This is a genomic window from Pseudopontixanthobacter vadosimaris (assembly GCF_012979275.1).
GTDB classification, from domain to species: Bacteria; Pseudomonadota; Alphaproteobacteria; order Sphingomonadales; family Sphingomonadaceae; genus Pseudopontixanthobacter; species Pseudopontixanthobacter vadosimaris.
This window is the reverse complement of sequence record NZ_JABASZ010000007.1, coordinates 1-13,246: the sequence shown is the minus strand read 5'-3', so window position 1 is coordinate 13,246 and position 13,246 is coordinate 1. Positions and strand designations below refer to the sequence as shown.

Annotated in this window: 10 protein-coding genes, 1 tRNA gene and 2 pseudogenes; 7 read left to right on the top strand and 6 right to left on the bottom strand. The window is 57.7% G+C overall.

Annotated features, from left to right (window positions below):
• Positions 1-103 precede the first annotated feature (103 nt).
• Positions 104-189 (top strand) — tRNA-Tyr (locus HG250_RS01190).
• A 197-nt stretch (positions 190-386) separates the two neighbouring features.
• The gene (locus HG250_RS01185; protein ID WP_170002030.1) at positions 387-1,598 is read left to right on the top strand and encodes a tyrosine-type recombinase/integrase; all 1,212 of its coding nucleotides are present in this window, start codon (positions 387-389) and stop codon (positions 1,596-1,598) included.
• A 208-nt stretch (positions 1,599-1,806) separates the two neighbouring features.
• Here the strand turns inward: HG250_RS01185 and HG250_RS01180 are convergent, their stop codons facing one another.
• From HG250_RS01180 to mobQ, 3 genes and pseudogenes are all read right to left on the bottom strand, one after another.
• Positions 1,807-4,239 carry an SIR2 family protein gene (locus tag HG250_RS01180; protein WP_170002028.1) on the bottom strand — a complete coding sequence of 811 codons (2,433 nt, stop codon included), beginning with the start codon at positions 4,237-4,239 and terminating at the stop codon, positions 1,807-1,809.
• Positions 4,240-4,470: 231 nt separating this feature from the next.
• Positions 4,471-5,229 (bottom strand): DUF6118 family protein, encoded by a 759-nt coding sequence (locus tag HG250_RS01175; protein ID WP_170002026.1) that lies wholly within the window; start codon positions 5,227-5,229, stop codon positions 4,471-4,473.
• Between the two features lie 10 nt (positions 5,230-5,239).
• Positions 5,240-7,340: pseudogene (gene mobQ, locus HG250_RS01170) on the bottom strand (MobQ family relaxase).
• A gap of 173 nt (positions 7,341-7,513) precedes the next feature.
• Here mobQ and HG250_RS01165 point away from each other — a divergent pair.
• Together HG250_RS01165 and HG250_RS01160 are read left to right on the top strand one after the other, a co-directional pair.
• A complete protein-coding gene (locus tag HG250_RS01165) occupies positions 7,514-7,735 on the top strand; it encodes a conjugal transfer protein TraD (RefSeq protein ID WP_170002024.1) in 222 nt (73 codons plus the stop codon).
• A 22-nt stretch (positions 7,736-7,757) separates the two neighbouring features.
• Positions 7,758-7,997: a conjugal transfer protein TraD gene (locus HG250_RS01160; protein ID WP_170002022.1), complete on the top strand. Its 240-nt coding sequence runs from the start codon at positions 7,758-7,760 to the stop codon at positions 7,995-7,997.
• Here HG250_RS01160 and HG250_RS01155 read toward each other — a convergent pair whose 3' ends face one another.
• A complete protein-coding gene (locus HG250_RS01155) occupies positions 7,998-8,297 on the bottom strand; it encodes a hypothetical protein (protein WP_170002020.1) in 300 nt (99 codons plus the stop codon).
• A 67-nt stretch (positions 8,298-8,364) separates the two neighbouring features.
• Between HG250_RS01155 and HG250_RS01150 the strand changes: the two genes are divergently transcribed.
• The 3 genes from HG250_RS01150 to HG250_RS01140 all read left to right on the top strand — a co-directional run bounded on the left by HG250_RS01150 (position 8,365) and on the right by HG250_RS01140 (position 12,413).
• The gene (locus HG250_RS01150) at positions 8,365-11,664 is read left to right on the top strand and encodes a type ISP restriction/modification enzyme (RefSeq protein WP_205763482.1); all 3,300 of its coding nucleotides are present in this window, start codon (positions 8,365-8,367) and stop codon (positions 11,662-11,664) included.
• A gap of 357 nt (positions 11,665-12,021) precedes the next feature.
• On the top strand, positions 12,022-12,228 hold the full coding sequence (locus HG250_RS01145) for a helix-turn-helix transcriptional regulator (protein WP_067673162.1): 207 nt from the start codon (positions 12,022-12,024) through the stop codon (positions 12,226-12,228).
• A complete protein-coding gene (locus HG250_RS01140; protein WP_170002018.1) occupies positions 12,225-12,413 on the top strand; it encodes a helix-turn-helix domain-containing protein in 189 nt (62 codons plus the stop codon). Before HG250_RS01145 ends, HG250_RS01140 begins: the two co-directional genes overlap by 4 nt.
• 43 nt (positions 12,414-12,456) lie before the next feature.
• Here HG250_RS01140 and HG250_RS01135 read toward each other — a convergent pair whose 3' ends face one another.
• On the bottom strand, positions 12,457-12,933 hold the full coding sequence (locus HG250_RS01135) for a DUF5623 domain-containing protein (protein WP_277348054.1): 477 nt from the start codon (positions 12,931-12,933) through the stop codon (positions 12,457-12,459).
• A gap of 89 nt (positions 12,934-13,022) precedes the next feature.
• Positions 13,023-13,246, bottom strand: a pseudogene (locus HG250_RS01130) (IS5 family transposase); the annotation flags it as partial.

Here is a 13,246-nt window from a genome sequence, read left to right as displayed (position 1 = left end):
ATTGACAGGCAAGCGCCGCTTCGCCATTGCGCGCGTCTCGGCCGAACAGCCTCGCCAGCGGCGGGGCTTGCAAACCGCCTTCGCGCGGATGAGCAGGGCATGTGGACAGGTGGCCGAGTGGTTAAAGGCAGCAGACTGTAAATCTGCCCGCGCAAGCGTACGCTGGTTCGAATCCAGCCCTGTCCACCACCGCCCTTTCTCAGCACATCCCCGGAAACCCCTAGAAATCGCAGAAAACCAAGGGTATTATCGCCCTTACCGTCCGCATTTGACCGCTGCAATTTGCCTGCAACCGGAGCCAAGTGTGGGGGTAATGTGGGGGTAAAGTGGCTTACCCCCACACTTTGGTTTCGCAACTCGGTCCCGAAAAGTGTGGGGGTAGAGCAATGGGCAAACTCACGGCGGTGGCGGTCAAGGCAGCCTTGGCGAATCCGGGCACCTATCAGGACGGTGACGGATTATTTCTGAAAGTGGACAAACGCGAGGGTGCCTACTGGAATTTACGACTCCAGCAGGATGGCAAGCGACGCGACATCGGAGTGGGTAGCGCAAAGCTGGTGACGCTGGCCGAGGCCCGCACGAAAGCTGCCGAACTACGCAAGGCGGTTAAGGTCGAGAAGCGCGACGTGCTAACGGAGCGAAAGGACGAGGAAGCCGCCAAGGTTACCTTCCGCGAAGCTGCCACCCAATATCATTCGGAGAACGAGGCTGGCTGGAAGAGTGATGTCTATGGTCGCCAGTGGCTGGCCAGTTTGGAGAACTACGCCTTCCCGAAATTGGGCGACATGACGACTGGCGGAATCACCGCTGCCGACATTATCTCGGTCCTTACGCCGATCTGGCAGGAAATTCCCGAAACAGCCCGTCAGGTTCGCAACCGGATTTGTGCGGTCCTCGATTACTCACATGCAAAAGGATGGCGCTCCACGGAGGCTCCATCGGGCAACAGCAGCCTGAAAGCGGGGCGGGGGCTGCCTAGGCAGGTCAAGAAACCGGCAAACCGTAAGGCCATGCCTTATGTAGCCGTTCCTCCATTCCTGACCGCGCTGCGCCGCAAGCCATCCTACTCTCGTCTCGCGCTCGACCTGCTCATTCTGACGGGTGTTCGCTCGCAGGAAGTGCGGCTCGCGAAGTGGGACGAATTCGATCTGGACCAGCGCCTTTGGTCAATCCCAGCCGAACACATGAAGCGCAGCAGGGCGCACATTGTGCCGCTTTCAGAGGCAGCTTTGGCGGTGCTCGTGAAGGCGGACGCAATGCGGCTTGAGGGAGCCGAAGTGGTTTTCCCCGGCATGACCGGCAAGGCGATGTCCAACATGACCCTGCTCAAGGTCATGCGGGACATGCAGGAGCCTTTCCATGTCCACGGTTTCCGCTCCAGCTTCACGGATTGGGCTGCGAACGAAGGCTTCCCCAATGCGGTTGTCGAAGCGGCATTGGCGCACAAGACGCCAGATGCGGTGCAGGCCGCCTATCGCCGCACGACCTATCTCGGCACCTCAGATAATCCTGGCGCGCGGGTTAAGCTGATGGAAGCGTGGGGGAATTATTGCTCGGGCTATTCCACTGCGCCAGAGAGTTTTGATCGCAGCGAATAGGGCATCTCGCCTACTACAGCTCATTGGGTGACTGCCAGAGCCTTGGCGAGGCTTGGTTGGCTACCACGTTCCATGGCATGTGCGAGAGATAAGCTATTGCCCCATATGGTTGCCTTTCAAATGAATTGCCTAAGTTGACGATGATCAGTGAGGGTCGCTACTTGGAAATAGGAGCTCCAGAGAGAGGTTACGAAGGCCGGTAACGATCCTATTTTGCATTCGGGTTGAGTGGTTCGATCACATCACCTTGTATGCGACGCTCGGCGAGGCGAATGATCGATGTAATGTCAGGATCACCAACTGCACTTTCTGCAGCCTTTAGAGCGATCATAGCTGCGTCAAAAACCTCATGACGTCCGGTGAGGCGATAATATTCGATGCCTACTCTGGAGTAGGATGCCAAAATCGATTTGTTATTCGCGTACTGGTCCGCAGCGCTTGCAGCATGCTGGGCGGCATCATTGATCCGTGCCACTCGATCTTCATGCATGATTCCAATAGTCCTGACGGCCTTTGCTACCATCAGATCAATCTCGTATCTCGTTGCTGGAGCGTCGCGTCCAAAATCACTTTTGAAGATTTTGATCTCAGTCTCTGCTCCTTCAAGATCTTCGAGGTCTAACAGGTTTCTAATCAAGCGGTGCCGAGGTACACGTTCCGCAGGCGCGATTGAGATGATCTTTCGCAATAGTCGGTTCTGGACACGCTTATCGGGGATGCGGGCTAGTCCGGTCTCAAGGTTGCAAATCTCCCTAAGAGAGCGCCGCTCGATTTCGTATGTGGGGGAGATAGCGTCAATTATTTGGTCAAAAAGTCCAACAGTGCTGTCGATATCATTATATTTGTAGTGAGAAATTATGCCCACAATTACGGGGTGCCTTCCTCTCCATCCGTATACATTTTCGCGTTCATCGATCGAATATTCAGAAATAATACCTTCTAGATTTTCAAGCACGGCGCCGATTTTGTCAGCTCCAAGCCCTAGTAGTCTTATTACCATCTGCCGGTGTACGCGAACTCCTGCGTGTTCTGTCGCTGCGACAACTTTGTAGATGTCTTGCAGCGGCTCAGACAGCGCTGCAAACTCGCGTAGAATTATGTCGTCGAAACTATCTGACGCAAATATGTTTTTAAGACAGACAAACGTTTCTGATTCGCATCGATCGACCAAACGACGGCGACGCTCGGTTCTAGAAAAGCCGCTAAAGTCATCTTCAAGGAGTGGCCGGAAGGTTGGGTTCTGTTCAACCAAATTCAAAAGTTTCTCAATCTCTGCGGCTTCCAGCCTGCTCATTTCATACTCTCGACCTTGTTTGAAGAATGCTGGAGACTTTACCCGGCCGGACCAATGGTTCTTGCTCGATACGCAAACCAATTTCAGGTGACGATTTTGTGCTGCTGCAAGCGTATCGACGAGAATCGTGATTTCCCGCAAATGAAGGTGTGCGTCATCTATCAGCAATACCCCCTGGGTTTGGGCGTCTCGAAGCTTCTCGGCCACCGTTGCCCAAAGATCGTTGCGAAAGGGATGGTCGACTTTGTGTTCCCACGAGTGCATTCCATTTGCGTGAAGGCGGACCATTGCTTGGCGAGCTGCCGTTGTTTTTCCCACGCCGCTCGGTCCGAGTATCACTGGAAAATCGATATCGCGACTCAATACGTCTTCACTCAGGAGTGCAGAGCAATTGCGTTCGAATGTGAGGAGAGCGGCAATATCTCCATATCCAGCAGCCCAACCATTGAACATTGCGCTCGCATTCGCATCTGCGGCATTGTGGGCATGAGCTACATCGATCGTGAGAGGCCTTAAGCCAGAGACACTGTCGAAAAAGTCGCCAGTTTCTTCATAAACCAGATGATGAGATGGTTGTTCGTCCGCTAAAGCGGAAAAAAAGTCGTCGATTCCGCCAAATGCGACACCGATGCCCCTTGCTTCGAACAACGACGCTCGAGCTTCGTCGCGGGTGTAAAGAAGCAGCGTAATCTTACCTACGCCAGAGCTGGCTGCATTGATCTTGGCAGCTCGATTGACGACCTCCCTTATGTCAGGGTCCGCTAGGGAGTGGCCGATGATAACAAGATGGCCGCCAGCCAAATCTGCTTTCAACCGGTCGTACAGCAGTTCTCGATAGTCATTTGTCAGCTCGTAATCGTGTTCTGTGACTATCATTCGGCTTTGATGGCCCAGGCTTACATCCTCATCGATCGTACCATGAAGTTTGAATAGCTTTGTAGCGTCGGCGACCTCTTCCTTAGAGAAATCGAAGTTGCTCGAATATGATATTATTGGTCGTTTTGCCCTGCCGTAAGTATCTTCGATGAGGGTTTCATAATTTGTCGTAAAAATTGACCGCCAAGAGAAAAGAGGTAGATTCAGCAGGCCTCCAGTGGGTCGCAAGTTGTTAAATGGCTCCCTAAGTCGATCAATCATTTGCCTGCGGCTACGCGATTTTTGCTCTATAATGCCTGTCAGTTCTGCTAGGTTGTAGTCTCCTCGTTCCTGCTTGAACGACTTGGCCAAGTGCATGCACAAATCTTCTACGCTTGGGGCTCCAGACGGGATGGATGCACCTGATCCAAAAAGTAGAATTGTGCGGCTTGGGATGATTTCTGAGGCGAGTTCCTTGACAGATTGCGGCATAAAATTTTCTTTCCGATCAGATGAGCAATATCCGTCCCATCTGGCTCATCATGCCTGGTTCGAGCAAGGCAATGCGTAGGGAGTTAAAAGAAAGAACATTAAACGGTTTTTGTCCCTAAACATGCAAGGGAGGACTGCGCAAAACAGAGTCCTTTTGCACGGAAGAATTCGAAGGTAGCAGGCTGAGATCTGAATGTTCTCGATTATCGGCCCAATACCGTAGAAGGTTCATCATGGTTCAATCCGAATTGAACAGCTAATCGACGTTTCCGCCTTTTCCGCCCGCTCCGTGCAACGATTCAACGCTTCGCGGTTTGCGCTGAGAATGTGCTGCGCCGCCGCCAACTCTTCCCATGCTCCGGGGTTCTGAGAACGGATCAACCGAATGCCCGCCTCCACGATGGTCGGCTCACCAACAGCCTTACGCGCCATCCGTTCGGGCCAGTGCCAGCTTTCGGGCATGGCGCGGGCGATGGTGCCGGGAAGGATCGACCAAAGCAGGATACCGGCAACCAGCCCGACGCCTGCAAAGCGCCAGGTCTGACGCTTCTGCTCGGCCTCGGTGCGGACACGCCCGACAATTGCAGCGAGCCGACCAGTTGCGATGTCCAGATCTTTGCGACCCTGCCGGAACAGGTCGCTGCTGTCGCGCAGCATGTCGAGAGAGGTGCGTTTGATCTGGACTGCAACGTCTTCCGGCGTCATCTCGATGGCAGGCTTGCTGCCGATTGTGCTCAACGTCTTCGAGACCTGTGCCAACTGTTCGGCCATCTGGCTGAGCGTTGCGGTGTAGTCCGGGATCACGATGTCGGCTCGCTCCCTGGCCATGTTTTGCACCGTATGGCGCACCATTGCCATTTCGCCTTCGAGGCGGGCGAAGGCTTCGGTTGCCGGATCTGTTTCCGTCGCCGCCTCCGGTTGTGGTTCCGGGGTTGGCGGATCCTCGACTTCAAGGTCTAGCTGCACTTCTTCGATGTGATCGTCTTCCATGTCGTTTCTCCTAAATGCCCATGTGGAAGGCGCGGGTGCGCTCGCCGGCAACGGTTGCGGTGAGTTCGTTTGCGATGCTGCGTTCGGGCTTGGGATCGATGCCAAGTTCGCGGGTCTTGCCGCGCAGCAAGCTTTCGACCTGCGGATCGCGTTCAAGCCACTTCGCCATTTCATTCTGCTTCGCGGACACGCGGGCTGCGCCTGCGCGGTCACCTTGCTGCTCAAGCTGCTTGCGTGCTGTGCTAAGTCCCTGCCAGTCGCTGACAAAGCGCTCGGTTCGCAGCGCCGGATCGGTGCGCACTGCGGCTTCGTGCTGCATGGCGCGCATGGCTTCCTGGCTGCGCCCGCCTGCGGCCTCTGCAACTAGTTCAGGACGCCGCTCTAGCGCCTTGGCGAGATCGGTGGCAGCATAGGGCCGGATCACGTCGACGGCCTTTCCAGCCTTCTCCAGCGCTTCCTTCTGGTGTGGGAGAATGGGCAAACCCTGGGCCTGCATCGTGCCAATATCGCCAAGCGCACGGGCGTATCGTTCTACCGCGCGGCGCTGGTCGTTCTGGGTGTTTGTGTGCGCCGGGATTGGCTCAAGATGGCGTGCGTGCGGGCGGAAGTTTCCGAAGATGGACTTGGCCTTCTCCGGCACATGCCGAACCATCTCAATAATCCGCTCGAGGAAGCTGATCCCGCGCAGTTCGGCGAAGGCCTGCTCGGGCTTGTAGTCGCCCGCCATATCCTTGCCCCGCTCACGACCCAGCGTGCGAACCAGCTTCGACTGATTGCCAAAATCATCGCGGCCATAATGCAGCGCCAGCCCCTCGCGGTGGCGCGATATGGCGACGTAGGCGGAATGGCTGTCCATACCCGGCGTAGCGAACACATGGGCGCGGTCCACGGTCATGCCCTGAGCCTTGTGGATCGTGGCTGCGTAGCCATGATCGATATGGGCATAATCCTTGGTGTCGAAGGCAACTTCGCGGCCATCACCGGTGCGGACGGCCATGCGTTGCGCGCTGGCCATTGCGACTGTGCCCAGCGTGCCGTTCTTCACCCCAAGCCCGCGCTCGTTGCGCAGGAAAATGATGCGGTCGCCCGATGCAAATTGCCGCTCGCCGCGTGCCGCCTTGATCGTGGCATCGGTCCCTAGCGCGCCAGCCTCGCGCATCTTTCCGCGCGCCATCTGGTTCAGCTCGCGCACCTCGTCATTGGTGTGGGTGAGGATGATCCGGCTGTCGTCTGGGCTGGCCTGACGCTCCCGATCCCAACGCTCGATCAGGGCCGTGCGCGCAGCTTCGCGGGTGTCGGCGGCATGGACCATGCCGCGTTCCTCGTAGCTGCGAATAGCTTCACCGGTGCGGCCTGTTGCAAGCTGCCTGGTCGCATCCTGCTGGCGGATTGGCGATGATCCGCTCGCCGTTGCGCTGAGCAATGGCGCGGTGCTCTTCGATCCGCTCGGCTTCCAGCCCGCGTCCGCCAATGCGTGAGGCGGCGGGGCCGATCTTGTCCTGCGGTTCCAGCGCAATCCCCTGCGCTTGCAGGCTGCGATGATCGATCCGCGCGTCGATGTCGCGTTCCGCCAATGCGCGGTTGACGTGATTGGCCCAACGCTCGCGCAACCGCTCGATCAGCGCGGTCTTGTTCCAGTCGCGGACCTTCGCGCCAAAGCCGTCCTTCGTCACCTCGCGCATCGTCAACATGACATGCGCGTGCGGCTTGGCCTTGCCATCTTCGGCAATATCCCAATGGACATTGAGATCGGCGATCATGCCTTTCTCGACGAACTCGGCCTTCACGAACTCACGCGCCAGCTTGACATTGTCTTTCTTCGAAAGCTCGCGGGGCAAAGCGAACTCGACTTCGCGGGCGAGTTGGGCATCCTTGCGCTTCTCGGCGGCCTCGACCGCATTCCACAATGTGGCCCGGTCGGTGAAAGCTTCGGGCGCGCCCTTTGGCAGCATTATCTCGGAGTGAAGAACGCCTGCCTTGTTGGTGAAATCATGGGTCCTGTCGATCCGCTCATCGTGCAATCGCTCGCCAGCACGATAGGCCGCTGCCGCAACGGCACTGCGTCCGCTCGACCTTCCGATGACCTTTGCGCTGAAGTGAAAGATTGCCATGTCGGCAATCCAGTTACACCCCAAAGCCTGCGTCGGCACGACGTATAAGCGCGCCCTCTCATGATAAAATCCTGATCGGGACTAGGCTGTTTCACACTGTCCCGGCGACCTTACTGCATTGGGAGAGCTCACCGATTATCATGGCTCCATCACACCAACGATGGAGATAACATATGCGCAAACCCCGCGATTTTGATTCGGAGTTGAAGGCTGTTGCCGACAAGGCGAGGCAATTAAAGGAACGCCGCGTGCGCGAGCTCGGTACGCTGGTCACGGCAACCGGGGCCGACGCGCTCGATGCCGATGTGCTGGCGGGCGCGCTGCTCGAAGCTGTGGCCAACACCGACAAAGCGACCGGGGAGGGCTGGCGCAAGCGCGGCGCGGCATCGGCTTGAAGCGGCAAAGGCACGAACCGACATGCGCGAATGGCAGGTCAAGCGACGCGAACGAACCCGGCAACTGATCGAGCTTGGCGGCTTGGTTGTGAAGGCCGATCTTGTTGAGCTGATGGACGATGATCGCGCGGCGCTTTACGGTGCATTCCTCACCGTCGCCGCCAAGCTGTGCTGGCCGGATGGCGAGCAAGCGCTGGTGCTGTTCCGGCGGAAAGGGAAGCGCGCGTTTGAGGCGGAGCAGGAAGCTGAAAGCAGCCGGTGATCAGGCTGCCAGCAGCAACTCGATACGCTCGACTTCCTGGGCAAATTCGAATCGCAACTGGTCCCGCTCATCCTCGGGCAACCAGTTCGCCATCTGCGGGAAAACTACCTTGTGATACTTGAAGGTCCGCTCATCCCACGGGCATTCTTCCTGAGCGCTTCGGGCCTCGGCCAATACTTCCTGCAATTCGCGGCGTACTTCGTCACGATCCGGCTCATAAGATGGTGCGGGCGCGGAATCGCCGAGGTCGAGGCCCAATTGGGCCGCGCCACCGAACAGATCGCCAGAGTCTTCCGCCATTTACTTATCCAAAGCCGTTGCGGGCATCGCGCGCCCTGTGCCAGATGATATGAACGGGAGGTACCGGGTGACGCAAGCCAGCACCATCGAAAAGGCTGTGGGAGATTTTGGCGCATCGGCCAAGGCGAAGCTGGCTGGCGGTGACGGCCAGCCGGAAGACCAGCTGCGCGCGCCGCTCGAAACGCTGCTCGCAGAAGTTGCGGCGATCCTTCATCCTGTCGTGAAAAATCTCGTGATGACGGGGGAAACTTCGCTCGCCGAGATGCGCACCCGGCCTGACTACGCGGTCAAGGTCAACAATGCCCTGGTCGGCTTCATCGAAGTGAAGGCTCCGGGCAAGGGTGCCGATCCGCGCAAATGGAAGGCAGGCCATGACAAGGAACAGTGGGACAAGCTGAAGGCGCTGCCCAATCTGCTCTATACTGATGGCGACAGTTTCTCGCTGTGGCGTGATGGTGCGCTGGTTGGTCAGATTGTCCACCTCGATGGCGGGGTCGAACATGCGGGCGCGAAGCTCACCGCGCCGCAAACCTTCCTGCCGCTGCTGAACGATTTCCTGACGTGGAAACCGATCGCTCCGAAGGGCGCCAACGAGCTGGCCCGCGTGTCGGCGAGGCTGTGCCGGTTCCTGCGCGACGAAGTGCTCGAACAGCTCAATGCGTCTGAGAAGAACACCAAGCTGACGGACCTCAAGGACGACTGGAAAGCGCTGCTTTTTCCCGATGCGGATGATGACAAGTTCGCCGATGGATATGCCCAGGCGGTCACCTTCGGGCTGCTCATGGCTAAGTCTAAGGACATGTCACTGGCAGGCGGGCTGGATCATGTCGCCAAGGAACTGGGCAAGGCCAATACGCTGATCGGCACCGCGCTGCGGCTGCTGACCGAACAGGACCTCAACCTTGGCCCTGCGCTCGATACGCTGACCCGTGTGCTGGACGAGGTTTCGTGGGCCAAGGTGTCGAAAGGCGATCCCGAGGCTTGGCTCTATTTCTATGAGAACTTCCTCGAGGTCTACGACAACAAGCTGCGCAAGCTGACGGGCAGCTATTACACCCCGCCCGAGGTGGTGCGCACGATGGTGCGGCTGTGCGACGAGGCATTGAAAAGCCCGCGCTTCGGCATTGCCGATGGGCTGGCTGGCAACGACGTGCATATCGTCGATCCCGCTACTGGATCGGGCACATTCCTTCTAGGCACGATAGAGCGGATCAAAACGACCATCGAGGCGAACCACGGAGGTCCCGGCGCGGTAGCGCCTATGATGGAAGATGTGGCCGGGCGGCTGATCGGCTTCGAACTGCAGTTCGGCGCGTTTGCGGTCGCGCAGTTGCGACTTCTGGCTGAGATGCTGGAAATAGGTGCGGACGCAACGCCGCGCCTGTTTGTCACCGATACGCTGGGCGATCCCTACGCCGATATCGAGAGCGGACAGGGTATCTACCGCGAGATTTCCAAGTCGCGGACCGAGGCCAACAAGGTCAAGCGCAGCGAGCCGATTACCGTCGTGATCGGCAACCCGCCTTACAAGGAAAAGGCCAAGGGTAAGGGTGCGTGGATCGAGAGCGGAAACAAGAACAAGAGTGCGCCGCTGAACGACTGGCAGCCGCCCAAGGCGTGGAAGATCGGAACGCATGCAAAGCACCTGCGCAACCTCTACATCTACTTTTGGCGTTGGGCAGCGTGGAAGGTTTTCGAGCAAGGCGCGGGAGGGCGCGACAAGCAGCCGCCGGTCGAAGAAAAGCTCGCCGGTATGGTCTGCTACATCACTGTTTCTGGCTTCCTCAACGGCCAAGGTTTCCAGAAGATGCGGGCCGATCTGCGCAGCCAGTGCGACGATATCTGGGTGATCGATTGTTCGCCTGAAGGGCATCAGCCAGAAGTGGCGACACGCATATTCCAAGGCGTGCAGCACCCGGTCTGCATTGTGCTCGCCAGCCGTTCACGCACACCGGGCGAAGGTGCTGCAAGGGTGCGCTACCGTGCGCTGGCAAAAGGGCGGCGTGATGAGAAATTCGCTGAGCTGAAAACAGTCACGCTTGGTGGCAAGGGATGGAGCGATTGCCCGTCTGATCCGCGTGCGCCATTTCTCCCCGAACTGCGCGAAGGTTGGGGCGCCTTTGCCCCGCTTGACGCCGTGATTGGCGATTGCGGTTCGGGTGTAATGCCTGGGCGCACTTGGATCATTGCGCCGGATCAAGTGTCGCTCAAGCAACGTTGGAAACGGCTGATCGACGAGCCGAAAGCGGCAAAGCGCGAAGAGTGGTTTCAGCCGCATCAAGGTGGCGACCGGACTATCTCAAAACCCGAAAATAAAGGTCTCACCGGCCATCACGAGAAGTTGGCCTCGATTGAATTCGGCCTTGCGCATCGTGACAGTGATGATCCCGCTTTTAAGGTCAACGCGACTGCTGCCCTAAAGCTGGTTCAACCGACCCAATACGGCTTCCGTTCGTTTGACCGCCAATGGATCATCCCCGACAAGCGACTCATCAATCGCCCCAATCCCGGCCTCTGGGACAACTACAGCAGTAAGCAAGTCTATCTCACGGCACCAATGGACCGCGCTCCTAGCAACGGTCCTGGCGCGACTGCTCTCGCCGTAATTCCCGACCTTCATCACTACGCCGGTCGCGGTGGTCGCGCTTTCGCCCTCTGGAAAAACGCCGCCGCGACCGAGTCAAATGTATCCCCCGCCGTCGTCGCGCTGCTGGCCAAGGCTTTCGGTGCGCCTGTCGATCCGGTCGATGTCTTTGCCTATGTCGCGGCACTGCTCGCGCATCCGGCCTACACCGCCAGTTTTGCCGAAGATCTCGTCCGTCCCGGCCTACGTGTCCCTCTGACCGCAGATGCCGCGCTGTTCGCGGAAGCCACCAAGCTGGGACACGAAGTTGTCCGCCTGCACACCTTCGGTGAACGCTTCGCCACCGAAGACCCGCCTCAGCCTCCCAGAGTGGCGAAGGGTGGTCCGGTCATCCCCAAGGACGGCGCAATCCCTTCGACGCCCGAGGGCTTCCCTGACACGCTGGACTATGATGCGGCAAAGCGCCGTCTGCTGGTCGGCACCGGCTTCATTGACAATGTGTCACCGGAAGTCTGGGCCTATGAGGTTTCCGGCAAGCAGGTGCTCCGCCAGTGGTTCAGCTATCGTCGCAAGGACCGCGAACGCCCCCTAATCGGCGACAAACGCCCGCCGTCCCCTCTCGGCGATATCCAGCCCGATCACTGGCTGCCTGAATACACCAGCGAACTTATCAACGTGCTCAACGTCCTGACGCTGCTCGTCGGACTGGAGCCGAAACAGGCAGACCTTCTCAAACGCATCTGTGACGGCCCGCTGATCCCCGCGAGCAAGCTGCCGGTTTGAAACCTAGCCAATTCGCATAGTTAAGCTTGGCGTTCTTGCGATTTCGCAAACCTGAGGCAGGGCGCTGAGCGCATTCGATTCGCGCAGATCTCGGTAGGCTCGGCGCGCAATTTGGCCATTTACGACGTGAATTCGCGCGCAGGGTGACGATATTTGCTCGACGGGAAAATTTTCTTACTTTGCAGAACTTTCTCCGACACTTGTCCAAGAACGTCTCAATAAATCCGTAGCCCTCTCTTTCACACTAACCGGGGCGGTTAGAACCGATTTTCAATTCGGGACGACACCTTGCGTTATCCTTAAATGTTCTCATTATGTTCCGTAGAGGGGCTGCCAGTGTCAAAATGAGAAGGCCCAATGTCCAATACAGAACGCATCATCCGCTTGAAGACCGTGCTCGACCGCACCGGCCTTTCCCGCTCCACCATTTATCGCAAGATCGCCGAGGGCACGTTTCCGTCACAGGTGAAGATCAGCGTGCACGGTGCAGGCTGGCATGAGTCAGCCATCAATCGCTGGATCGCCGATCCCGCTCACTACCGTGAAGAGGAACCAGCGGAATGAGCGGCCAGCAATCCGTCGAGCCGATCTGCGTAAGGGTCAATGATGCTGCCCGCATGATCGGCGTCGGGCGCACAAAGCTCTATGAGCTGATCTCCCATGGTGAACTTGAAACCGTCAAAATTGGCAAAGCAACGCGTATTACCACTGCCAGCTTGCACGGACTGGTTGAGCGTCAGCGCCAATAGAAAGCGGGCTGCTTCTTGGCTATCAAAGAGCAGCCCGTCCGTCTCAGGGGTCCTGGCGTTTCGCGATATGACTGCGAATTATCTTTATCGCTGTGTCGATCTTGCCGAATTGCTGCCTCAATGGTGCGCAATCAGGATAATGCACGCTGAGCTTTGCTTTCAGTTCGTCCAAAATCCGAATGAGCCCTTCTGATGATTTCGATGCCTCTGTATACGGCCCTGTTTCATCAGCATCGTGGTAGTAAACATCGAAAAATTCCGGGCCGTCCAACTCGTCTCGTCGAATTTCACTGCTCATCCAGTCTTCCAGCGTAGATCGGACTGAATCCATTCTTTGGTTTACTGAATACGGTTTTTGCGCCGACGCCAGCACTGACTTGATGATTCTCCCGGCCTCAATATGCGATGGGATAGGCATCTTGGCCCTCGGCTTGCGTCTCTCGTGGCCGAACGCGCCGTATGGGACTGTGGTTTGACTGGCTTCCCGGATTATCGTCCCTTTGCATCTGGCACGACGCATATCCTGAGTTGTTGTTGCCATAGGGCTTGTGAACACCTCGTGACCTGGAACAGAAGTACCGTTCCAATCCTCCATGAGCAGAGGTGCTTCTAGGTTTCGTGGACAAAGGGTATCCAGAGTTTGATTGAAGCGAGGGCGACGAAGCCAAGGTAGGATTCTTTGGTTTTGTCGTAGCGAGTGGCGACCCGGCGCCAGTTCTTCAGCTTGTTGAACAGCCGCTCGACCAGGTTGCGCCAGCGGTATTTCTCCCGGTCGTGCGGGGCTGGGTTGCGGCGGTTGCTCCTAGCCGGGATCACCGCCTCGACGCCGGCAG